Annotated in this window: 19 protein-coding genes; 13 read left to right on the top strand and 6 right to left on the bottom strand. The window is 42.8% G+C overall.

The genetic code is table 11. From position 1 onward, the window contains the following. The first annotated feature begins 29 nt into the window (after positions 1-29). Positions 30-1154, top strand: coding sequence for a magnesium chelatase ATPase subunit I (gene bchI / locus V7K62_RS12805; protein ID WP_334864398.1), 1125 nt, complete (start codon positions 30-32; stop codon positions 1152-1154). 119 nt (positions 1155-1273) lie between these two features. Then, the gene (locus tag V7K62_RS12800) at positions 1274-1570 is read left to right on the top strand and encodes a hypothetical protein (RefSeq protein WP_334864396.1); all 297 of its coding nucleotides are present in this window, start codon (positions 1274-1276) and stop codon (positions 1568-1570) included. 89 nt (positions 1571-1659) lie between these two features. Here V7K62_RS12800 and V7K62_RS12795 read toward each other — a convergent pair whose 3' ends face one another. Further along, a complete protein-coding gene (locus V7K62_RS12795; RefSeq protein ID WP_334864393.1) occupies positions 1660-2748 on the bottom strand; it encodes a nucleotidyltransferase domain-containing protein in 1089 nt (362 codons plus the stop codon). 822 nt (positions 2749-3570) lie between these two features. Further along, on the bottom strand, positions 3571-3804 hold the full coding sequence (locus V7K62_RS12790; protein WP_334864391.1) for a Nif11-like leader peptide family natural product precursor: 234 nt from the start codon (positions 3802-3804) through the stop codon (positions 3571-3573). A gap of 582 nt (positions 3805-4386) precedes the next feature. Here V7K62_RS12790 and rplU point away from each other — a divergent pair. Continuing rightward, positions 4387-4794 (top strand): 50S ribosomal protein L21, encoded by a 408-nt coding sequence (gene rplU, locus V7K62_RS12785; protein WP_334864432.1) that lies wholly within the window; start codon positions 4387-4389, stop codon positions 4792-4794. A gap of 30 nt (positions 4795-4824) precedes the next feature. Beyond that, the gene (rpmA, locus tag V7K62_RS12780) at positions 4825-5121 is read left to right on the top strand and encodes a 50S ribosomal protein L27 (RefSeq protein WP_069071599.1); all 297 of its coding nucleotides are present in this window, start codon (positions 4825-4827) and stop codon (positions 5119-5121) included. A gap of 337 nt (positions 5122-5458) precedes the next feature. Here the strand turns inward: rpmA and V7K62_RS12775 are convergent, their stop codons facing one another. Further along, positions 5459-5584: a hypothetical protein gene (locus V7K62_RS12775; protein ID WP_334864389.1), complete on the bottom strand. Its 126-nt coding sequence runs from the start codon at positions 5582-5584 to the stop codon at positions 5459-5461. 780 nt (positions 5585-6364) lie between these two features. On the opposite strand from V7K62_RS12775, the gene V7K62_RS12770 reads away from it, so the two are divergent. The 5 genes from V7K62_RS12770 to V7K62_RS12750 all read left to right on the top strand — a co-directional run bounded on the left by V7K62_RS12770 (position 6365) and on the right by V7K62_RS12750 (position 9692). Next, entirely contained in the window at positions 6365-6748 is a 384-nt protein-coding gene (locus V7K62_RS12770) for a hypothetical protein (protein WP_334864386.1), read from the top strand. A gap of 118 nt (positions 6749-6866) precedes the next feature. Beyond that, positions 6867-7475: a thioredoxin family protein gene (locus V7K62_RS12765; protein ID WP_334864384.1), complete on the top strand. Its 609-nt coding sequence runs from the start codon at positions 6867-6869 to the stop codon at positions 7473-7475. Positions 7476-7483: 8 nt separating this feature from the next. Next, complete coding sequence (locus V7K62_RS12760; RefSeq protein ID WP_334864382.1) at positions 7484-8203, top strand: cytochrome c biogenesis CcdA family protein; 720 nt, start codon at positions 7484-7486, stop codon at positions 8201-8203. Positions 8204-8371: 168 nt separating this feature from the next. Next, positions 8372-8968: a cytochrome b/b6 domain-containing protein gene (locus V7K62_RS12755; RefSeq protein WP_334864380.1), complete on the top strand. Its 597-nt coding sequence runs from the start codon at positions 8372-8374 to the stop codon at positions 8966-8968. 7 nt (positions 8969-8975) lie between these two features. After that, entirely contained in the window at positions 8976-9692 is a 717-nt protein-coding gene (locus tag V7K62_RS12750; RefSeq protein WP_334864377.1) for a molybdopterin-dependent oxidoreductase, read from the top strand. A 13-nt stretch (positions 9693-9705) separates the two neighbouring features. Here the strand turns inward: V7K62_RS12750 and V7K62_RS12745 are convergent, their stop codons facing one another. Then, positions 9706-10473 (bottom strand): Uma2 family endonuclease, encoded by a 768-nt coding sequence (locus tag V7K62_RS12745; RefSeq protein WP_334864375.1) that lies wholly within the window; start codon positions 10471-10473, stop codon positions 9706-9708. A gap of 348 nt (positions 10474-10821) precedes the next feature. Continuing rightward, on the bottom strand, positions 10822-12825 hold the full coding sequence (gene fusA, locus V7K62_RS12740; RefSeq protein WP_334864373.1) for an elongation factor G: 2004 nt from the start codon (positions 12823-12825) through the stop codon (positions 10822-10824). Between the two features lie 274 nt (positions 12826-13099). Here fusA and V7K62_RS12735 point away from each other — a divergent pair, with 274 nt between their 5' ends. The 3 genes from V7K62_RS12735 (at position 13100) to V7K62_RS12725 (ending at position 15743) form a co-directional block, all read left to right on the top strand. Beyond that, positions 13100-13699, top strand: a complete 600-nt coding sequence (locus tag V7K62_RS12735) for a macro domain-containing protein (protein ID WP_334864371.1) — start codon at positions 13100-13102, stop codon at positions 13697-13699. Between the two features lie 58 nt (positions 13700-13757). After that, a complete protein-coding gene (locus tag V7K62_RS12730; RefSeq protein ID WP_334864369.1) occupies positions 13758-14531 on the top strand; it encodes a nucleoside phosphorylase in 774 nt (257 codons plus the stop codon). A 648-nt stretch (positions 14532-15179) separates the two neighbouring features. Continuing rightward, complete coding sequence (locus V7K62_RS12725) at positions 15180-15743, top strand: retropepsin-like aspartic protease family protein (RefSeq protein ID WP_334864367.1); 564 nt, start codon at positions 15180-15182, stop codon at positions 15741-15743. 244 nt (positions 15744-15987) lie between these two features. Here the strand turns inward: V7K62_RS12725 and V7K62_RS12720 are convergent, their stop codons facing one another. Continuing rightward, positions 15988-21564: a trifunctional serine/threonine-protein kinase/ATP-binding protein/sensor histidine kinase gene (locus V7K62_RS12720; protein ID WP_334864364.1), complete on the bottom strand. Its 5577-nt coding sequence runs from the start codon at positions 21562-21564 to the stop codon at positions 15988-15990. Between the two features lie 803 nt (positions 21565-22367). Between V7K62_RS12720 and pstB the strand changes: the two genes are divergently transcribed. Then, positions 22368-23147 (top strand): phosphate ABC transporter ATP-binding protein PstB, encoded by a 780-nt coding sequence (pstB, locus tag V7K62_RS12715; protein WP_334864361.1) that lies wholly within the window; start codon positions 22368-22370, stop codon positions 23145-23147. Positions 23148-23268 lie beyond the last annotated feature (121 nt).

Here is a 23268-nt window from a genome sequence, read left to right as displayed (position 1 = left end):
AATAAGAAAAATATTGTTAAGGTAATTTAGTGAGTCCAACTGCTCAATCCACGGCAAGTGCGCGTCGCGTAGTATTTCCTTTTACGGCAATTGTGGGCCAAGAAGAAATGAAACTGGCGCTGCTATTGAACGTGATTGACCCCAAAATTGGGGGTGTAATGATTATGGGCGATCGCGGCACCGGAAAATCCACAACTATCCGGGCGCTGGCGGATCTGCTGCCAGAAATTTCTGTGGTTGCTAATGACCCCTTCAGTAGTGATCCGAGCGACCCCGACTTAATGAGCGATGAAGTCCGCCAACTGTTAGAACAAGGGGCGGAAATTCCTGTAGCTCAGAAAAAAGTCCAAATGGTAGACCTGCCGCTAGGAGCTACAGAAGACCGAGTTTGTGGCACAATCGACATCGAGAAAGCTTTATCTGAAGGTGTCAAAGCTTTTGAACCAGGACTGCTGGCAAAGGCTAACCGAGGCATTCTTTATGTGGATGAAGTCAACTTACTAGATGACCACCTCGTAGACGTATTACTCGACTCCGCTGCCAGTGGATGGAACACTGTAGAACGGGAAGGTATTTCTATCCGTCACCCAGCGCGTTTTGTGCTTGTGGGTTCTGGAAACCCAGAAGAAGGCGAACTACGCCCCCAATTACTCGATCGCTTTGGGATGCACGCAGAAATTCACACAGTCAAAGAACCAGCCTTGCGGGTGCAAATCGTGGAACAACGGGCGGATTTTGACCAAAATCCGCCAGTATTTCTCGAAAACTACAAACCCCAGCAAGAAGCATTGCAAGAGCAAATTGTCAATGCTCAACAGCTTTTGCCAGAAGTGAAAATTGACTATGATTTGCGGGTGAAAATTTCTGAAGTCTGTTCAGAACTGGATGTAGATGGTTTACGGGGTGACATTGTTAGTAACCGCGCCGCCAAAGCCTTAACAGCTTATGAAGGACGCACTGAAGTTACAGTTGATGATATCCATCGCGTAATTACGCTATGCTTGCGTCACAGACTGCGGAAAGACCCCTTAGAATCGATTGATTCTGGCTACAAAGTCGCCAAAGTTTTTAGCCGCATTTTTGGTGTCGAACTACCAGAAAGTGATACTGCACAAAAAAATGGCACAGGTCAAAAGTTAGGGGCTAGGGGTTAATTAATTTTAGATTTTAGATTTTGGATTTTGGATTGAAGAAAAATCCAAAATTCCAAATCTAAAATTGCCAGAGTCTAACTCAGCCCTCTTAACTCAGCACTCAATACTTAACACTGACTATGAGATTTTGGTCTTTTTGGTTCAACAGCTTTGTTTTATCTAGCCAATACAACCCGCCCAGGTTTGTAGAATTATTGATGCTCTTATTAGCGATCGCAATGCTGGCAATAGCCAGTATTTTACCCGACATGCCCTATTTAATCTTAGGCTTGAGCTTAGTCGTTGGAGCATCTATTTCTATCTTAGTGCGGGAAGCGATCGCACCCTCACCCCAGACGCGAATTACCCAACTAACGGCATCCCTATTACTCATCATCAGCCTCTACGGTTTTGCTGACTTAATGCACAGTATTTAATGTGGACTGGGGAGTGAAGAAGGAAATAGGATACAGATTATTCCCTATCACCTGTAACCTATCACCTCTCCCCTAATCCCAATGCCCAATCACCAATTCTGCATTTCCACCAATTCCATACACAACTCATTAATTTGCTCCAAATCAGGTTTCTGAGGTAGCGCAGATTGTTCGCAAACAATTTCCATTTCGGCGACCAAATCTTCCGCCGTTTTCATCACCTGCTCATAAGAATACTCACCTTTTAAAATAGCTTTTAAATCCTCAACATCACCAGCTATTCTCCTATCTACAATCACTTCACCTCGCCGCAATATTTCTACTCCACTGCGTAACAATCTAATGCAGTGCATTCCATGTTTGAGGTCAAAACCCGACTTTCTTTCCATTTCTGCTCTAGCCGGATTTCTATTCTCCTGCCAAGATAAGTAAGCCTTCCATTCTCTTAAAGCTATTTGATAGCTTTGGCTTTTCTGAAGCAGACGGATAAAATCTTTACGGCTATTGGTTAACTTTTGGGTATATTCCAAAGTTTCATCGGGTAAAGTATATTGTTTTAAAACTCCTTTAAAATCAATATCTGCTGTCAGCAATTGATATAATTGTTCTGCTTCTTCCAAAAACTCAATCCGTCCTCTGATTAAGTTATAAAGATACTCCAGAAAAGCATTTAGCTCATCTTTACTTAGGGGTGCTTCGTCTTCTATAGCGAAGTCAGATGGTATCGGTTTTTTTTGCGGTGGCTTTAACAACCACTTACGATGAGTTTCCATCTTTTTGATTTGGGCAAAAGCATAACCAGTGTAAGTATGTTTTACCTTTGTACTTAGAAATAGCTGTTTATGATCGATTAAATGCTGTCCGACTGCGCTTAAAAAAGGATAGTTATTTAACCAGAGCAATTCTAAAACATTGGGATTCGCGCCCGCTAATAACTGGAGGATTTTTCTTAATTCATATATAACTGTGTCTTTATTACCATCCACAAATGGAAATATTCCTGGTTCATCCCAACCAGTATCTTTTTGTTCTATGCGATCAAATCCCAAATAATACCTTTTGGGTGCGATAAATACTCCCCGATAATCAAAGTCAGAATCAGGACGATTTAAACCATAGCCGTAGCTACCTGCCAAACCAATTAAAATAGTTCTTTGCTCAACTTCTATTCTTTTCATATCATCTGATTAAAATATAGTCATCCTAACTCATGAGTTAAGCAGGTGGCGAGATGGAGATTAGAGAAAGGGTTTTTAACTATCTTCAGATATTGCATAAAAAATACTGTCACAGCAGACAGCCGAGGTTCGGTACATAACAGCCCTACTTAATAATTCCCGAACAATAAGATCCCCGACTTCTTAGAGGTTGTTTGAAAAGTGGTTGGCTGTGATGTTAGAGGATGTTTGAAAAGTATTTGGCTGTGATTTTAGGCACTTTGATCCCCCCTAACCCCCCTTATAAAAGGGGGAAACCGGAATCAAAGTCCCCCTTTTTAAGGGGATTTAGGGGGATCTAAAACTATTTGATACCGACAATAGGACTTTTCAAACATCCTCTTAGGCACTAACTGATCCCCCCTAGCCCCCATTAAAAAGCAGGGTGGTTTCATACCAAAAAAGAAAAATACATAAGCCTTGATTTCTTGTTTTGTAGCATGGCTTTTTACCCCTCTCCAAAGCTCTCTCCATTTCGGGGAGAGGCTTTGAAACTCAGTTTGAGTTTTTTTTCTCTGGTTGTATGAAACCACCCTGCCTAGCCCCCCTTAAAAAGGGGGGAACCGGAATCAAAGTCCCCCAATTTATCGGGGGATTTAGGGGGATCTAGAACGTTTTGTTACCGAGAAGAAAACTTTTCAAACATCCTCTTAGAGAAGTCAGGGATCTTAGCCTTGCGTTTAACAGAAATGCCCCTAAAGGAGATGATGCAACGGTATCCCCTAGAGGAGCAAAACTTGTCAATTCAGTTGTTTTTATACTTTCGGTTTCCTAGAACAAGAATTATCTAGGATAAATGTGGCGTCTAGTCCCCCATCCTGGATTGACAATAGCGGCTAAATCTTCTTCAGATAATTTGCTAATCTCACTATCCAGTTCTCTAGCGGTGAAATCATAGCCACGCTCTTGAGCAATTTTGATGAAGGCTTCTGGATCATCTGTTGCTTTGAGTCTTTCCTGTAATGCTTGATCTTGTTTTACGGCTTGAAAAAGTCGGGCAGCATTTTGCTGTGTCATGACAATCAATCTCCTGTTTGAAATATCAGGTTTGAATGTGATAGTTTAACTCTTGAGGATTCACTAACTTTTGTAAAGGATTTATAGATGAGACACCTTATATTTCATCTTAAAACAAAGAAGAAAAATGTGTTGATTTTGATAAAAAAATATAACTTTTAAGCTAATATTAACTAATGTTAATTTTTGATAGATTCAGCCCTAAGATAGTAGCAATTTTTATCTAAAAAGTATTTTTTCTGACTTCTTGTAAATACAATTTACATTCGTGCGGGTGGGCGATGTCTACGACGGACTACACCTACGCCCATGACGACTGTTGACTAATTTCCTCCCCACTCTTAGAAAATGAGCGATCGCACAGAGTAATTAGCTGATTTTTCATCTTCAGGTTGACCAGACAGCAATGCCAAACCCAAAAATCCTATTAGAGCTTGACTTGACGCCTATTAATAAAATAGTATGTTAGATTGTCTGTCTAATTCCTGCTCGGATCAGGTAGACATATTACAAAGGCTGGCAAAAGCATCTCTACAGGAGATAAAAACCAGCTACCTGTACGGCAACCTCAAGGACAATTCCATGACCTACGCGATTATTGAAACTGGCGGCAAACAAATACGAGTAGAGCCAGGGCGGTTTTACGACATTGAACTGCTTGCGATCGAACCAGATGAAAAAGTTACAATAGATGCCGTATTGCTCGTGCAGCACGATGGTGAAGTCACCATTGGACAGCCATTAGTGACAGGTGCGACTGTAGAAGGGACTGTACTGCGACATTACAGAGGTCGTAAAGTCCTGGTATACAAAATGAAGCCGAAAAAGAAAACCCGCAAAAAACGGGGGCATCGTCAGGAAATTACCAGACTTATGATTGACTCCATCACCCTTAACGGTGCAGTGTTTGCTGTCCAAGGAGAACCGGAGAAAGAAACCCCCGCTGTAGATGAGACTCCTGCCGAAGAAGTTGAAACCGCTGCTGAATAATAAAAAGAAGTAGATACAAAAGAGGAAATCATGGCTCATAAGAAAGGAACAGGTAGTACACGTAACGGTCGTGATTCTAATGCCCAACGTCTGGGTGTTAAGCGTTATGGTGGTCAAGTTGTACGTGCAGGAAACATTCTCGTGCGTCAGCGTGGCACCAAATTCCACCCTGGAAACAATGTCGGTATTGGTAGCGATGACACTCTGTTTGCCTTAATCGACGGTGTTGTAATGTTTGAGAGAAAGGGCAAAACCCGTAAAAAAGTTAGTGTTTATTTACCCATAACTGCTGTTGAGGCAGCCCCTGCTGAGGCAGTAGCAAGTTAGGGTGTGAGGGTGGGCATATTCCCACCCTACTCGCTAGTTGAGCGTTGATGTGATCATCAGATTTGCATAAATATTCCCAGCAGTTGCTCAAAAGTCGCTTTGTTCCAGAAGTATTAAAGCGCAAAGGTTATTCATTAATAGAAATATTACACAAAGAAATTGGATTGCATAGTTTGCAGTCGTAGGCATCGCATATCAAGTCTTAGGCGTCAATTTATGCTAAGTTGCGTTCATTCACTTCAGAATGAGGTTTAGCTGAAAGAATACTTACAGCTATTTTCAGGTAAATAAACCACGCGGTAGGGGCACAGCATTGCTCATTGGTGTCAACTTAAGCTTAAACTCCTTTAAAACCTCGTTTCCAGCCAGAGGCTGGAAATGCTGCTCCTGGTGGCTCTGCCGCCAGCAAGGGAGGCAGAGCCTCTAGGACGGCATTCCCAGCCTCTGGCTGGGAACGAGACAATATCTAAAAGCTGGTTCTAGGCTGGCTTTCACGTTAAGTTGACACCAATGAGCATTGCTGTGCCCTTACGACAGATGTGGTTCAAATACATGAAAATTGCTGTAAATTAGGCTGTGGCTTTGATATAGCGGTTCTCGCTTGAGTGAGATACAAGAACCCCACCCCCAACCCCCTAAGAGCAAGCGATGAGGGGACTATAATGTACCTTATATGATTAGGAAACGCTATATACCATGAATAACTGAGAAAATGCTGAGAATTAACTAAGTTTTTTCAAGGGACAAATTTATGAAAATCATGGCTTCGTTTCAGATACGCTTCAGTCATAACAGAGATACTTTGGATGTTCGGGATAACTCAAACATCAGGAGTCATAAATTAAACTAGCCCCCTACTCATAAGTTTTACCTTGGTTCGTGGAGTACTTATAACTTAAGATTGCTGTCTATCGCCTTGTTTGTCTTGTTGAATATTCCCAAAGCTTTTGCTCATAAATGCTTTGACTTCCGCCATACCATAGGCTTGAGTATCAAAAATAACGGTTAACAAGAGTTGCGATCGCTTTTACTACTATTATTCTAAGTTATCTTAGAACCGAAAGCGTTATTTGATTGCAACGTAGATGCGATGCCTACGGCGGCAAGATACGCAGTAGCAAGAGTCTGATGGAATCCTCTACAAGAAGGCATCTTCTTTACCCCAATAGCCTTTATGAATCTGCTTGTAGCTTAGTTTGCTCTGATCAATACAAAAATAACTATCAAAGGACGAAAGAAGACTATGAACTGGAAAACACTTTCTTTAATAGCTGGTCTGATTTTAACTACCAGTCTCACTGCTTGCTCTAGCAGTCCTGCAAGTAATAATCAAATTGCTCCTGAAGCCTCTCCTGCTATGAGCAAAGACAAAGCCGGCGATGCAATGGGCAAAGATGCGATGGGTAAAGACAAAGCCGGCGGTGCAATGGGCAAAGATGCGATGGGTAAAGACAAAGCCGGTGGTGCAATGGGCAAAGATGCGATGGGTAAAGACAAAGCCGGTGGTGCAATGGGCAAAGATGCGATGGGTAAAGACAAAGCCGGCGGTGCGATGGGCAAAGATGCGATGGGTAAAGATAAAGCCGGTGATGCGATGAAGCAATCGCCTGCTTCCACCAAGCCCTAGCCACAACTAGCTTTGCATCTCACTTTTCTTGTACTGGGTACTAGGGACTGGTTAACCAGGAAAATCCTGATTCCAATTCCTATACTTTGGTGTTTTGGCCTCAACAGGAGAAATTCTGATGAATCACAACCTGCTTCGCCGGCGTCAGTTACTTTTTTATCTGGGGTTAGGGGTTGTTGGAATCGGTGCAGCTGCAACATTTTCCAACTTCAGAAAAGTGAATGCCCCTTCTATCTCTCCTGCTAATCGTAACAATACACAAGACTCGGAAACTATTGCAGTGAAACCTCCAGCAAGCAATAGTTTGCCAGAGTTTCAGGGTATTAGTCAGTGGCTTAATTCTACACCTTTGTCAATAGCTGACCTCAAAGGCAGTGTTGTTCTGATACAGTTTTGGACTTTTGCTTGTATTAACTGCCAGCGTACCCTGCCCTACATCACCAGATGGCATCGACAGTATGAGTCGCAGGGTCTTAAAGTAATTGGCATCCATACACCAGAGTTTGCCTTTGAGCGAGACGCGAACAATATAAAAAAGGCGCTACGACAACACCAGATTACCTATCCGGTTCCAGTTGATAACGAATATAAAACTTGGAACGCTTACGAAAATCAGTATTGGCCCCATCTATTTTTGGCTGACCGTCAGGGTTTGTTGCAGTATGACCATATTGGTGAAGGGGTATACGAAAAAATAGAGCAAACTATCGGTCAGCTATTGGGGTAGAAGGAATTATGACGACTTCTACTCTATCAATTGGTCTGGCGTTACTGGGGGGAGTTCTGAATGTGCTTTCACCCTGTGTTTTACCGATTTTGCCTGTGCTGTTGGGGCGATCGCTAACGACAAGTCACTCCACATCTACGCCCCAATCCCATACCTACGGCCCAGTAGCACTGGTAGGGGGATTAGTCGCTGGTTTTGCCCTAGCAGGTAGTTTATTAGGTATAACAGCAAGCTGGTTTACAGGCTTGGTTAATTTATTACGCAATGGAGCGATCGCACTCCTCTTATTTCTGGGATTACTGGCAATTTTCCCCACTTGGAGTTACCGAATATTTAGTTATATTCCAGTTGGCAAGTGGGTTAAAAAACCTGTACGAATGGGACTCATGGGAGAGTTTTGGCTAGGGACTCAGTTGGGACTTTTGTGGACTCCCTGTGCTGGGCCAGTTTTGGGCGGAATTTTAGTACTAGCAGCAGTTAATCATCAAGTCACCAGTGCATTTTGGCTACTAGTTGCTTATGGAATCGGAGCCGGTTTGCCTCTGTTGGCGATCGCTTATAGTGGGCGAGTACTCAGCCAAAAAATTCTCAATATCCGCTCCCATAGTGCAGCGTTGCAACGGATTGGTGGCGTAGCGATCGTGACCACAGCAATTGCTATTCTTCTGGGTTGGGATATCCAGATACAACTTTGGCTGGCTCCGTTTTTTCCGACTCAATCTTTGTGAAACGTGCCAATTTTAGACTTTCCTGCGGAACGCTACGCGTAGCTTGCTTCCCCCGAGGGGTAAGGCGATCGCTCAGTCGAACGATTTTGGATTAGAAGACCCAATCCGAAAGTCTAACTGGGAACAATCTAAAAATCCAAAATCCAAAATCCAAAATCCAAAATTGGTATGACCTCATCTAAACGTAAAGTTCGCTCAACACCAAGTCAGACTTTTTTATCAAAGACCTTTCACTGGATTAATATCATCAGTCTTGTTTTGATGATCGCTAGTGGACTGCAAATCTATAATGCCAATCCGGTATTTGGAGGGCGTGCAGGTTGGCGTTTTCCTGATTTTCTGTTGCTAGGAGGTTGGCTAGGAGGTGCTAGACACTGGCATTTTGCTGCTATGTGGCTATTTTCGCTGAACTTACTTTGGTATGGATTTTATATATTTATAACTCGTCGTTGGCAGCGTCGCTTTGCCGATCGCGGTGACTTAAAAGCGTTACAAGTCAGCCAGAACCCCAAGCGCAAGAATTACGCATGGCATCGGTTAGTTTATACTGCTATCATTCCAGTGCTACTGCTGGCAATTTTGAGTGGTCTGGCGATGTACAAACCTGCTCAACTGTATTGGCTTTCCGGGCTGTTTGGTAGTTGGCAGACTCTACGCACTGTTCACTTTATCACTGTTCCTACTGTCATACTGTTTACAATTGCTCATTCCTTACTTGCCCTGAAGGTAGGAAGCATCCGTTTAGTGAAATCTATGTTTCTGTAGAGGTTTTATGAGTCTGATTCTTCCCAAACGTACCCTATCTCGTCGCCGGTTACTGCAAGTATCTGGACTTTCAGGGGTAGGCTTTCTTCTAGGTGGCTGTGGAACAAATTTGTTCTCAGATAATCTCCGGCAAATATCTGAGCCACTAAACCAAAGTCTTGAAGCACTTCTGCTAACTCAAAAATCTATACCTGAATTTCCTGTCAGTGCCATAGAAACAGATAAATTGCTAGTTAATACCTTTGACTTCACCCCGCAAATTGATCCGGCACAGTTTCGCTTAATAATTGATGGTGAGGTCAATAATGCGATGCAATTGAGCATGGCAGATATTCAAAAACTTCCCTTGACTTCAATGGTGATTCGCCATGTCTGCGTTGAAGGCTGGGCTGCGATCGTTCAATGGGGAGGTGTGCGATTACGAGATTTAGTAGCGCTGGTACAGCCTAAGTCAAACGTCCGCTATGTCTACTTCAAATCTGCTGATGGCTACTATGAAAGCTGGGATCTTGCTTCTGCTATACATCCCCAAACTCTCATGGCTTATCAAAAGAATGGACAACCCTTATCAGTTGATAATGGTGCGCCCATGCGCCTAGCATCCCCAATCAAACTGGGCTACAAGCAAAGCAAGTGGGTAACTCAAATTACATTCGTCAGCAATTTGTTACCTACTAAAGGCTATTGGGAAGATCAGGGCTATGAGTGGTTTGCAGGGCTATAAAAGAGGCAAAAAGCTAATCTATATCGGGTTCAACGCCTAGCGATCGCAATTGTGCAATCAACCGTTCAGCCCGTTGTCTTTCTTGTTCAGCCCGTTGTCTTTCTTGTTCAGCCCGTTGTCTTTCTTGTTCTGTAGAAGTTAATACCCAATTGAGAGTGCCATCATACCATCGTAACCAGGGCTGTTCTACATCTTGATAGCGTCCCTGCCAGACACCCAAGCCTAATTCTAATTCTGGTATCCAGAAGCGTGACTCTGACAGTGCTATCTCAGCATAACGACCACCGTTTAACTTAAACACTCTTAATTTATATTTGTACCGATCAAATACTACATAATAAGGCACACGCAGAATCTGTTCATACACTTCCCATTTTCCCGGTGGTTGCTTAATATCCCGCAATGTCTGCCCCAAGTCTTCCTTTTCAGTGCCTGGGGACAGCAATTCTATCACAATAAAAGGATGAACTCCCTCTTGCCAAACGACATAACTTAAGCGTAAATCCTGTTGTTCGTAGAGACGGGAAACACCTAAAACAGCAAACCAATCTGGTCGCTTATACCACAGTGGATAGCGGGGGTCATAATAAAGATTCAGATCGCTAGCAACAAATATCTCGTCGCTAGGATAATTTGGTGGACGAAAGGTTTCGTCTAACAAACGAGGTTGCAATAAATGAAACTGATCGGGCAAACCAGGCTCCTCAGGATCTTCACTGGGAAGATCATACATGGTTGGCAGCACATCTTTTGGCGATCGCGGCGGGTCAGTTTGATACATCTTTTGGCAATCCTGATGATGAAACTCTCAGTTCTATTATGATTCAATTGTTTTTGAGTAACTCAACACCTTGCAGAACGCGGTAGCATAAATTTATTGGACATATCTGCGTTTAACCCAATATTTCTCAAGCCTGAGTCTCTTCAAATAAGACTAAGCCATACTTCTCGCCAGTAGGCAAAAAGCCAATTCCTCGATAAACTGCTTGGGCTGGTTTGTTATTATCACCTGTAAACAGGATGGCACGTTTTACTCCCTGCGATCGCTAACCTCAACTAAAGCAATCCTATCTGATTGAAAGGGACACAGTTATGTTATCTGTGTCCCTAAATTAAACTACTCAAGATGCTAGGACTGCCGATAGCAGGCAAACTCCATTGAAAAAGTAGCCATACCAGAAGTAAGCGATCGCAATTCTGTAGAATACCCAAACATTCGCGCCAGCCGTACTTCCGCTCGAATCACTGTGTATCCCTGCATTGTCTGGGAACCCAACAACAAACCCCGACGGGAGGATAAGTCACCTTGAACCCTTCCCATAAACTCGTGGGGTGTTTCCACCTCTACAAGCATAATCGGTTCGAGGATGTAGGGTTTTGCTTTAGCGATCGCCCCCTCAATTGCTTGATGGGATGCTGACCGGAAAGCCAATTCTGAAGAGTCAATTGGGTGATATGAACCACCATCCAGAACGACTTTCACCCCAGTTACGGGATAGCCTTCCAGCTTTCCTGATTGCATCGCCTCACGGAAACCTTTCTCACACGCCGGGATATATTCTTTAGGAATCGCACCCCCAACTACCCGATTCTCAAAGATAAACGGTTCGTCTGTGGGTTCAATCCACCCAGTAATATGGGCGTACTGGCCGGGGCCGCCTGACTGTTTCTTGAATCGGTAGTCAAAGGTAGCTTGTTGTCCAATGGTTTCCCGGTAGGCCACGGCGGGAGTACCGACGTAAACATCGGCATTATATTCCCGTTGGATGCGTTCCAGGTAGATTTCTAAGTGGAGTTCACCCATCCCAGAAATCAGAGTTGCGCCTGATTCGGGGTCGATACTCAACCGAAAGGTGGGATCTTCCTTTTGAAAGCGATTGAGTGCCTTGGAAAGGCGATCGCTATCTTCTTGTTTCTTGGGCGTAATTGCCAGCGTAATCACTGGTTCCGGTACGAACATCTTTTCTAGAGATACCAGTGGTTCCCCTGTACAGAATGTATCACCAGAAGCACAATCCACACCCAACAGAGCCACAATATCCCCTGCCACGGCAACTTGTACCTCTTCTCGCTTATTGGCGTGCATTCTCACCAAGCGACCGATTTGTACCCGCTGTTCAGTCCGTGAATTGTAAACGGTATCACCCGGCTTCAATGTCCCAGAGTAAATCCGAGTATAGGTCAACTGCCCAAAAGACTCAAGGGCGAGTTTAAATGCCAATGCCACCAAGGAAGCATCGGGATTGGGGTAAACACTTACCGACTCTACGGTTTTGACCACTTCTCTATCTATCGGAGATGGTAGATAGAGCGTAACTGCATCCAATAAGTTTTGCACTCCTTTATTTTTGAATGCCGAACCCAGCAGTACAGGGGTGAATTCTAGGCTCAAGGTTGCTTGTCGGATGGTTTGCCAAATTAATTCTTTGGGAATCTCCTCACCCGCCAGTAGCATCTCGGTCATCGGTTCTGAAAACAGCGATAAAGTATCTAGCAGTTTGTCGCGTGCCTGTTGTGCCTCATCCCTAAGAGATTCGGAAATTGCCTTTTTTACCCAGTTTTCCCCGTTCTCCCCCTCAAAGTAGTCGGCGGTCATTTCTACTAGGTCAATCACTCCCTGGAATTGGTCTTCACTGCCGATAGGATACTGGAGCAATATCGCATTTAGTTGCAAGCGATCGCGTATTCCCTGTACTACACGCAATGGATCTGCACCCGTCCGATCCATTTTGTTGATGAACGCCAAACGCGGCACACGATAGCGCTTCATTTGCCGATCCACTGTAATGGACTGGGACTGCACACCCGCTACAGCAGACAGCACCATCACTGCCCCATCCAATACTCGCAGGGCGCGTTCCACTTCAATGGTGAAATCTACGTGTCCAGGTGTATCAATCAGGTTAATTTGAGTATCGTGCCATTGACAGGTAGTAGCAGCGGAAGTGATGGTTATACCATGTAGTTTTTCCTCTGGCATAAAGTCCATCGTTGCACCCTTACCGCCTCCCCGCACCTCCTCTATAGCGTGAATTCTGCCCGTGTAGAAGAGAATTCGCTCTGATAGCGTAGTTTTACCAGAGTCGATGTGGGCAGAGATACCAATATTACGGATGCGTGTTCGGGGAATCATAAAATTTCCTTTTGTTCAAGCGACAAACAGTCACCATGTAAAGAGTAACATATTTTGTATTACATATATAATACAAAATATGTTCTGAACTTTTCCCGCTATCTGGAAAACCTCACTTCTATTTCTCTCTCCTAAAAGGAGAGAGACTTTGAATTTTCCCCCCGCCCGACGCGGGAAGGGGGTTAGGTTTTTCGTAGACCTTTCTAGATGACGTGAAAAGTCAGAAAAGCCGTTGATGCTTTAAAATAGGTATTCAAGCGGAGGAAATGAAAGCTTGAAACTGATATTGGTAGCTCCCGACACTTTGTTGTGTGCAGCCTTTCAACAGCGTTTTAATTACTTACCCAATGTCGAAATAGTGAATAACTATTTCGAGTGGTTGCCAGATTTTGATTGTATGGTCAGCCCTGCTAACTCTTTTGGAATGATGGATGGTGGCATAGATGCGGCAATTATCCGTTTTTTCGGTAATTCCTTAATGGCAAGAGTCCAGCAGCGCATTCTTGAGGATTATTTGGGTGAACAGCCTGTGGGAACATCAATGATTGTGGAAACAGGCCATTATAAGCATCCTTTTTTGGCTCATACACCCACTATGCGAGTTCCCATGATTATTGCTGGGACAGATATTCCTTATATCGCGATGTGGGCGATGCTGCTGGCAGTTCGACACCATAATCAACACGCTAGGCAAAAAATTAACACCATTGCCTGTCCTGGATTGGGTACAGGAATAGGACAAGTGCCATATACTGAAGCTGCTAGACAGATGGCATTAGCTTACGATCATTTTCTGTATCCACCCAAGCATCTCAATTGCATAGTTGCAGCCCAAAGACAACTTCAGATATGGGAAGGAGGAGATTTGCTCTAGGAAAATAAAAATCGCCCTAGCATAGTATTGTGTTAGGGCGATCGCTACTCTCAACTCTATGACTAGTAAACGCTTTTATCACATTGGCTTTGGGCAAGACGATTTAGGTTCATCGCCTCCCAGCATTGCTCTATTATCTGGCGATCCAGAGCGATCGCGTCTAATTGCCCAAACTTATTTACAAGATGTACGCGTGTTGTCAGAAAATCGCGGACTCAATAGCTATCTAGGATACTTACCCAATGGTCGCCCCATCTTATCAGCTACAAGTGGTATGGGTGCGCCTTCGTTAAGTATTGTTGTCAATGAGTTAGTACAAGTAGGAATCCGGCAAATTATTCGCATTGGAACTTGTGGTTCCATTCAATCCCATATACCAGTCGGTAGCGTTGTCATTAGTAGTGCAGCATTGTGTCGCCAAGGTGCAGCTAATGACATTGCACCTGTGGAGTATCCAGCCGCAGCCGATCCTTTTCTGACAGTCGCTTTAGTTAAAGCCGCACGAGAATTAGAGGTTGAACATTACATCGGAATTACGGCATCAGTTGATACTTTTTACGAAGGACAAGAACGCACTGATTCAGCCAATCCAAATTTAATGCGATCGCTGCATGGCATTACAGAAGAATATCGGCGCTTGAATATCTTGAATTACGAGATGGAATGCGGCACACTATTCAAAATGGCAGGAGTGTATAATTTTGCAGCCGCAGCTATTTGCGGTGTAGTTGCTGGGCGTACAGTTGGTGAAAATATCATCTTAGAACAAAGAGATGTTGCTGTTAAAAATGCGATCGCAACTGCTGTAAATGCAGCAGCAAGCTTTGAGTAAGCTAATAACTTTCTCTTATCCAACTTCTTAGTATGCCAGATTTAATCTGCTCTAAGAGGATGTTTTAAAAGTTCTCTGGTCGGTAGCAAAACGTTTTAGATCCCCCTAAATCCCCCGATAAATTGGGGGACTTTGATTCCGGTTCCCCCCTTAAAAAGGGGGGTTAGGGGGGATCTATAAGTGCCTAAAATTACAGCCGAACACTTTTCAAACATCCTCTAAGTGGTTTTATCATGTCTTTACCTAATCTTTAATTTATCAATCAGTAATTCTAGGTAAGATGTATTGGGTAAGATGCAATTTCATCTTTATTGAGACACATATATAGCAGGGAACAGGGAATAGGGAACTCTTAACAGGCTTAAAAGTCTCTTGGTGTCAGTGTTTTCTGATTAGCTGATGTCAACCGCTACCTGACAACTGCTATATAAAAAACTTCATCAGTTAACTGGAAATTCTAAAATTTGGGTGGACAAATTATCAAAAATATATAAATTTAAACAGAAAATGTTTGATTATTTTTTATTTATTGCTTAATAAATACTGCGTTTTTATATTAATATTCTGTGCTTTTAACACTATGTTTTACAGCCATTATGATGAGTTTAGTTATTAAGATCCATCAGACAAATTGGAGAGCAATATAACATGAAGAATGCTTGGAGGCGTTGGATTACGACCGTTAATCTAGCTGCAATTGCACTAATGCCGACGCTGATATTTTTAGCATTCTCTCATCGGGCAACAGCAGACGATCCCGGAGCGTGTTATATGATAACCTCCTCTGGTAAAACCGTTGGATTAGGAAGGATTTGTGGGAATATAATAGCCGCACCTTCAGATAACAGAGTTTTTCGAGTCTCAATCAAACGCCGCTTTGGTGGAACTCCTGTGATTGATGTCACTTTCAACGACAAAAAAACCTTTGAAATGATTGTAGATACAGGTGCTAGTGGAACCATTATCACTCAAGATATGGCGAATACACTTAAACTCCAGGCTACAGGTACAATGCAAGCCCAAATTGCCGATGGAAGTGAAGTAGAATTCCCAACCAGTAAGGTAAAATCTATTGCAGTAGGTGGAGTTACAGCCAATAATCTTCAGGTAGCGATCGCACCAAAAGCAAACATCGGCTTACTAGGGCACGATTTCTTTGGCAACTATGATATTAAAATTCTGGAAACAGAAGTTGAATTTCATCGCCGTTAAGTTGTAATACCATCCAGACAGATGTTTGCGACTTGTAAAGATTTTACTTGCGGCATAAAAGATTTCCAAAAACAGCCGATATGACATTGTAGCTAGCCAAGTATTTTTACATACAAGGACAGACAACCTATGTCAGTTGAAGGTATTGACGTTTCTGATTACAGCAAGCATCTGGTGTAACTTGCTACTACTGGTGGCCAAAAACAAGGACAGCTTAATTATAAGTGTTCATCCGAACTTGATATTACTGAATGTTCTTGCTAACTTCCTGACGAACTGGAATGCGGATTTGAAACTCCGCTCCTTCGCCGGGTTCTGAAGTGCAAGAGAGTGAACCACCATGTTTTTCGGTGACGATTTGGTAGCTAATCGACAAGCCCATACCTGTCCCTTTGCCCACAGGTTTTGTGGTGAAGAAAGGATCAAACAGGCGTCGCCGAATAGACTCTGGTATACTTAGACCATTGTCTGCAATCCGAATTTCGATTTGATCAGCATCAATTTGTTCAGTCTGAATAGTAATGGTTGGAGTTGTTATTTGTCCTTGATTGTCAATTAATGACTCTTCCAAAGCATCGATCGCATTACTCAACACATTCATAAACACTTGATTGAGCTGCCCTGCATAGCATTCGACTTGGGGCAGGTTGCCGTAATATTTCACAAGCTCAATACCGATACGATCTGACTTTGCTTTGAAGCGATGTTGCAGAATCATTATGGTACTGTCAATGCCCTCATGAATATTAACGGCTTTAATTTCGGCTTCGTCCATGCGTGAGAAAGTTCGCAGGGAAGCGACAATTTGGCGAATTCGGTCTGCGCCAACCCGCATGGAGGAAAGCAGCTTGGGTAAGTCTTCTAGCAAGAATTCCAAATCAATTGCCAGAGCTTCTTCCTGAATCTCTGGATGGGGCGATGGGTAATGTTTCTGGTAAAGTTCCAGAAGTCCCAGCACATCTTGGCTGTAGTTGTTGGCATGAGTTAGGTTGCCAAAGATAAAATTGACCGGATTGTTGATTTCGTGGGCAACGCCTGCCACCAATTGCCCTAAGCTTGACATTTTCTCGGTCTGCACAAGTTGAGCCTGGGTTTGTTGTAGTTTGTGCAGCGATTGTGCAAGTTCTTCAGCTTTTTCTCGCTCTCGTGTTTCGGATGCTTGGAAAGCTTCGTTTTTAGCTTCGAGTTCTTGTGATTTCACTTCCAGTTGTTGCGAGTAGGTTTGCAGATTGGTGTAGAGACGGGCGTTGTCGATCGCAATTGAAATTTGTGCTATCAACAGACTCAGCACATTCAGCCGTTCTGGGGTAAAAGCACCAGGAATGAGATTATTTTCCAGGTAAATAATCCCAGTAAATTTGCCAGAGTGAATCAGTGGTAGACACAAAATCGATTTAGATTGATAAGTGGTGATATAAGCATCAGCCGCAAAGCGGGAGTCTTTAACAGCATCGTCTAAAACCAAGTTCTCTCTAGTTCTTTCTACATAGTTGAGTAGAGCAACTGGGAGGAAAGCTGAATCAATTTCATCTTTCGAGTTAACAATAGCAGTAGATACACTAACATCCTGACCTTCAACAATTCCGGCTGCTTCTAGCAGCCACTGATTATCGTGTTTGGCAATAAAGTAACCTTGTTGAGCGCCAGCATTTTCGATGACAATCTTCATCAATTTTTGGAGCAGGTGAGTTAGCTCCATTTCTTCTGACAGTACTTGTGAAGCTTTCATCACTGTCATGAAGTCGAGAATGTGAGCGCTTCCAGTAGTCGTAGAGCTTGTTTGAATAGTTTGCAGGTAATTACTTTCGAGTTTTTCTGTATTTGATTGCACAATCAATTGTGGATAGCGTGCTTCTAAATGCTTGACTTTAGCAACAGCCCCCCAACGACTATAGGCGTAGTAGGCATTTGTCATGTAGGTTTTAGCAATCGTTTCTTTACCCCATGACAGATAAAATTTGGCCGCGAGTTCATGAGCGATCGCTTCTTCATTGATGTATTCGTTTTCTTGAGCAAGTGCGATCGCCTGATCGTACATCTCGATCGCTGCGATTTTTTCGCCGAAAACACGATGCCGTTCTGCCTCTACTAGATAGAATTTGTGTAAATAATTCATTGGGGCATGATCCGCCCATTTTTGCATTTTTTCTTGATTAGCTTGGACGCGATCGCTAATTTCCTGTTGCTCTGACTGTGGGCGATCGCCATACACCGCTAGCCGTACTAAAGAATCGTAAAAATGAAATAGAGGAACAAGGGGCAATCCTACCACTGCCTCCAAATACTTCTCTGCCATAGCGATATTCTCAATCGCTTCTGAGTAATTTTCAAACCAGTAATTAAGTAAAAATTTGTTCCAATATATGTAGTAAAGTCCCGTTTTGTCGTTCGCTTGCAGGTGTAATGGCAACCTGATTTGCTCATCGCAGCCTTCACCCTTTAGAAGGCAGGGATTTTCACTCTTTCCGAGCAGATTTAAGATAGCTTGCCAATAGATTTCTATATAATAAAGCGCTGTTTTTTGCTTCATTTTATGAATAACATCTCTGTAGGCTGCTATCTCTCTTTCAAGGACAGTCAGTTCTTTGCCGCTAAAGTAAGCGAAATAAGAGTACATTAATAGATTAAAGGCAGCAAATTCTAAATCACCTGTGTCCATGCCGATAGAGTAAGCTGACACTAAAGGTTCTAAGGTTTCTCTGAGATGCTCTTTCCAATGTCGAGTAAATATATTTACTATCAGGATTGTCTTGGCTTTGATTTCTTGAGCATTTAACTTTGACAATAGAGTTAAAGCCAATTGACCGAACTCATAACCGGAATCAATATCTCCGACAATGCCACAAAGAATAAGACCATAATTTGCATAACCAAAGGGAGAAATGGAAGCATTGCCATATTGGACGGATAAATCTACTTGTTTGCACAACGTCAAGAGCAACAGTTCTGGGGCTGCAATATATGCAGGGGCAAACAGACTTGATAATATTCTGATGGCTGCTAGTTTATAGCGATCGCTCATTTGAGGCAGATCAATTAAATCCTCAATTTGCATTCCATTCAAAATTGCCGCAGTTTCCCCTAGTGCTTGCCCAATATCTGACGAGTTTGGCTCTTGGGGAAACTCTACCCCCAATAGCTTTAAAACTTGTAGCCCCGTATTAACGGCTTCTAGCAGCCTATTCTGCCCGATGTAAGCTTGCATCTGGACTTCATAGACTTTAATTTTGTCCAGCAACGTTTTAGCGCAGTTTTGGACTATCTCAACAAATCTCTGCATTCCTTCAAAATCACCGCTCAAAAAAGCTGCTTCTGCTGCTTCTGAATGCAGTACTAATGTCAGTTGATATTGATTGTCCCAACTATCAGATGCTAACAGTCCCAAACCAACTTGCAAATATTTGATCGCGGAATCGTGCGCTGTAGCTGCTTTAGCTCTCTGACCGGCGATGAGATTGAGTTCTGCAAGTTCAGATTTTTCTGTTTGAGATGTTAATAAATCAGTCCCGTAATTGAGTTGATTAACTAAAGCAAATACATTTTCTTTGCGTTCTTCTGGTGTAGTATTTTGCAGCAGTAATTGACCAATTTTCAGATGCGTTGCTTTCTTATCTTCATCGGGAATCAGAGAATAGGCCGCTTGCTGTACTCGGTCATGTAAAAATTTGTAATCAACCTTGATATCTGTTAAGGTAACACCGCCAGATTCCTCCTGATTAAATACTAAAGGAATCTTGTAATCCTGATTTAACGGCAAAATTAATCCAGCTTGCAGTGCTGACCACAATTGCGCCGCAGTCGTCAGAGAAGATGCTTGATTAACGATCGCCAATACATCTAAGTTAAAAGTATTACCAATACAAGCAGCCAGTTTCAGGACTTTTTGTGTTTCTAATGTGAGTTTCCGAATATTTCTCGCCGTTAATTCAACAACATTCAGGTCGCTAATACCGATCGCTTGAATATGTTGGATATTCCATTGCCACACCCCAGACTCAAAGTTATATGTTAACAAGTCTTCTTGATGCAGGGTTTTCAGCAGTTGCGTTAAGAAGAAGGGATTGCCACCGGTTTTGGAAAATAGTAATTCTGCTAGTGGCTGACTTTGTTCTATGTGATTCAACGTATCGCCAATTAACGCTTCCACATCCGTTAACTGCAACGGTGCCAAGAGGATGTTATCCACCACCGCACCAGAGGATTGAATCTTGGACAAACTCATCATCAGTGGATGGGTGGGCGACACTTCATTATCGCGGTATGCCCCAATTAATAATAAATATTTGCGATCGCTATCCGTCATCAATAGCTCAATTAAGTTCAGCGATGCCGAATCTGCCCACTGTAAATCATCGAGAAACACAACTAAAGGATGGTCTTGGTTCGTGAATACGCCAATGAATTGCCCAAAGACGCGATTAAATCGATTTTGAGATTCTGTCGCTCCCAATTGTGTCACCGGTGGCTGAACACCAATAATTAGCTCGACTTCAGGAATCACATCAATAATGACTTGCCCATTTTCCCCCAACGCGCTTAACAGTTTCTCTTTCCACCCTTGGATTTGGGCAACGCTTTCGGTGAGTAATTGCTGAATTAAAGATTGGAACGCCTGAATCAACGACGTGTATGGAATATTGCGCTTGAACTGGTCAAACTTGCCTGCAATGAAATAACCCCTTGCACCCACAATCGGTTTATGAACTTCATTAACAACACTCGTTTTACCAATCCCTGAATAACCAGAAACTAGCATGAGTTCTACCCCCTTGAGTCCCCCCTTACCAAGGGGAGCCAGTGCGTTGGGCGGCGAGCCACTCTTGTTGCATCTGGCGTGGGATTCAGGGGGGTTAGCCACACGCTCAAATGCAGCCATCAATGTTGCTACTTCTGCTTCACGTCCGTATAGCTTTTGCGGAATCAAAAAATGCCCTGATTTGTCCTGTCTTCCTGGTACAAAGTTTTCAATCTTGCCAGTCACTTGAAGGTGAAACAAGCATTCCTCTAAATCCGCTTTCAGTCCCCAAGCGCTTTGATATCGCTCCTCTGCTGTTTTCGCTAACAGCTTCAAAATAATTGCACTAATCGCCTCTGGCACATCTTCCAGAACGCGACACACAGTTTCTTGACAGGGTACGGCTGGCATTTTGGCGATGTGACAGTGGATCAACTCCATCGGGTCAACAGCTTGAAACGGCAGCGTACCTGTCAACATTTCATACAAGGTGACACCCAACGAATAAAAGTCGGTGCGATAGTCGCACACCCGGTTCATTCTGCCTGTTTGCTCAGGTGACATATAGGCAAGGGTGCCTTCAAGCAAATTGGGATTGCTCAAGGTGGCATTTTCTTGATCAAGGCGCGAGGAGATACTGAAGTCAATCAGTTTGACTTCAAAAGATTCGGGATTAATTAGAATATTGTGCGGCTTAATATCTTTATGTATAATTTTTTGGGCGTGCAGTTCTCCTAAAATCTGTGCCAGATTAATCCCCACCTTCAGGAAAGCAATCAGGGTGGTTGTTTGAGTTGCAATCAGTTCTTTGAGCAAGCAACCCGGAATATCTTCCAAAACTAAAGCCAGACTATGTTGATAATTCTTTAACTCGTAGGCTTTAACAATGCCAGGAATTCGCAGCGGCTCAATGATTTGATATTCGTGGCGTAATCGAGCAATGTCTTCTAGGGGTGGATGTTCGCACAGGAGAGTTTTGACAATGACGGAGGCGTTATCAGTTTCTCGCCGTCCACGATAAATGACGGTTTTACTACCGGAGTGAAGCGTTTCGAGGAGTTGATAACCGGATAAAGTAGCTGTCATTATTTTTTCTTGCAATATAAGCATTCTTAATATGCCCATGCAAGGTTAGCTTTGTAACATTTGAGGCAAAAATAAGTATATTTTTACGAGATGTTACGATTATTAATTCCCTAAAAATGTGTATATTGATACTTTGTCGTTTCAGCTTTTACGTGCGATCGCTCTCTAGTGAAGGTAACGTTTATCTTATTATGGATGACTTTCTAGAGCAAATCCATGCCACTTTTTCGTTGTGGACTGAAGTTAGGAACGAAATAAGATCGGGAATCGCAAAACACCGTTTTCAGTATAAAATAAATCGAATGAAAAAACTAATCCTTAAATTTATGACCTGTATCATAGTTCAAAAGTCCAAAGCATAAATCGCGTTTTGCTTCTGCTTTTTTGTTACGCCCAAATAACGCTCTAAAGCTGCCAAAGTCCCATATCCTGATATTTCTAAATGTGGAACAACAGTATGCCGACATCGCTCATCCTGGTTAACGCAGTCCTCCTGAAACTGTGGGTACTAACGCCCTTAGCTTCCCTGAGATGGGGCGGCATTCGGCAGCAGGAAAGGCAATAGATTGCTTAGGAAACGCTACATATAGGATAGGTCAAGATGCAAAAGATGAGTATAAAAAGTTTTTAAAAGACAAATTTTGGGATACAACTTTAATACAAGTACTTACTAACAGTTTATCTGCTGTATGCCTACTGCGTAATTTCCATGAATATCTCCTTTTGGGAGTAACATAGTGAAACAGCAGCGCTGATTTGTACTACTTTAGTTAGTCAAGTTTTGTTTCACACGTTTTAGGAATATGAGTAAACTAATTCCAGCCATCAGAGTCAAAAACTTCAGCTTCTATTACGACACTCAAAAGATAGTTGAAGGCGTGTCGATGGATATTTACCAAAACCAAGTCACGGCAATTATTGGTTCTAGTGGTTGTGGGAAGTCTACTTTTCTTAAATCGTTAAATCGCATGAGTGAATTAGAAGCAGAAGTAAGGGTTGAAGGAAGAGTAGAATTTTTTGGGCAGAGTATTTATGAGCGTCGTGTCAACATCAATCGCTTACGTCGCCAAGTTAGTATGGTTTTTCCCAAACCAAATCTTTTTCCCATGAGTGTTTACGATAACGTTGCTTATGGGGTGAAATTAATTGGATGGCATCCGAAAGTAGAATTAGATGGGATTGTTGAATCTGCCATCAAAGCTGCGGAACTTTGGGATGAAGTAAAAAATAAGCTGCACAAATCTGCTTTAGAGCTTTCTGGTGGTCAACAACAAAGATTATGTATTGCCCGTGCTTTAGCAGTCAAACCGAATGTTCTTTTGATGGATGAGCCTTGTTCAGGTCTTGATCCTGTCGGGAGTACGAAAATCGAGAATTTGATCCATAACTTGCGTTCTGAGTTGACAATTGTGATTGTTACTCACAATATGCAGCAAGTTACTCGCCTATCTGATTTTACAGCTTTCTTTTGTAGTAATGAAAATCGTATTACTCAAATGATTGAATTTGGTACTACAAATAAAATCTTTACTAATCCCGTGGATTCTCGCACCCGCGACTACGTTTTTGCCCGCGTCAGTTGAAGTGTTTCTTAAATTCTAGCTATTCAAAGGGTTACTAGATAGTGCAAGCGGAAATTAGGGGTTAGATTTAATTTCCGCTGGCTTTGAGTTTTTCTTATGTTAGGCAATACGATCTGACGTT

Origin of the sequence: Nostoc sp. (assembly GCF_036917935.1) — a bacterium.
GTDB lineage: Bacteria > Cyanobacteriota > Cyanobacteriia > Cyanobacteriales > Nostocaceae > Nostoc.
This window is presented reverse-complemented; position numbering and strand designations above follow the sequence as displayed.

Bases quoted from the DNA above. Each gene is read 5' to 3' on its own strand.
- V7K62_RS12725 (WP_334864367.1), top strand. From the start codon at position 15,180: ATGAAGAATGCTTGGAGGCGTTGGATTACGACCGTTAATCTAGCTGCA.
- V7K62_RS12770 (WP_334864386.1), top strand. From the start codon at position 6,365: ATGAACTGGAAAACACTTTCTTTAATAGCTGGTCTGATTTTAACTACC.
- V7K62_RS12745 (WP_334864375.1), bottom strand. From the start codon at position 10,473: ATGTATCAAACTGACCCGCCGCGATCGCCAAAAGATGTGCTGCCAACC.
- fusA (WP_334864373.1), bottom strand. From the start codon at position 12,825: ATGATTCCCCGAACACGCATCCGTAATATTGGTATCTCTGCCCACATC.
- pstB (WP_334864361.1), top strand. From the start codon at position 22,368: ATGAGTAAACTAATTCCAGCCATCAGAGTCAAAAACTTCAGCTTCTAT.
- V7K62_RS12765 (WP_334864384.1), top strand. From the start codon at position 6,867: ATGAATCACAACCTGCTTCGCCGGCGTCAGTTACTTTTTTATCTGGGG.
- V7K62_RS12795 (WP_334864393.1), bottom strand. From the start codon at position 2,748: ATGAAAAGAATAGAAGTTGAGCAAAGAACTATTTTAATTGGTTTGGCA.
- rplU (WP_334864432.1), top strand. From the start codon at position 4,387: ATGACCTACGCGATTATTGAAACTGGCGGCAAACAAATACGAGTAGAG.
- V7K62_RS12750 (WP_334864377.1), top strand. From the start codon at position 8,976: ATGAGTCTGATTCTTCCCAAACGTACCCTATCTCGTCGCCGGTTACTG.
- rpmA (WP_069071599.1), top strand. From the start codon at position 4,825: ATGGCTCATAAGAAAGGAACAGGTAGTACACGTAACGGTCGTGATTCT.
- V7K62_RS12790 (WP_334864391.1), bottom strand. From the start codon at position 3,804: ATGACACAGCAAAATGCTGCCCGACTTTTTCAAGCCGTAAAACAAGAT.
- V7K62_RS12760 (WP_334864382.1), top strand. From the start codon at position 7,484: ATGACGACTTCTACTCTATCAATTGGTCTGGCGTTACTGGGGGGAGTT.
- V7K62_RS12755 (WP_334864380.1), top strand. From the start codon at position 8,372: ATGACCTCATCTAAACGTAAAGTTCGCTCAACACCAAGTCAGACTTTT.
- V7K62_RS12720 (WP_334864364.1), bottom strand. From the start codon at position 21,564: ATGACAGCTACTTTATCCGGTTATCAACTCCTCGAAACGCTTCACTCC.
- V7K62_RS12730 (WP_334864369.1), top strand. From the start codon at position 13,758: ATGACTAGTAAACGCTTTTATCACATTGGCTTTGGGCAAGACGATTTA.
- V7K62_RS12800 (WP_334864396.1), top strand. From the start codon at position 1,274: ATGAGATTTTGGTCTTTTTGGTTCAACAGCTTTGTTTTATCTAGCCAA.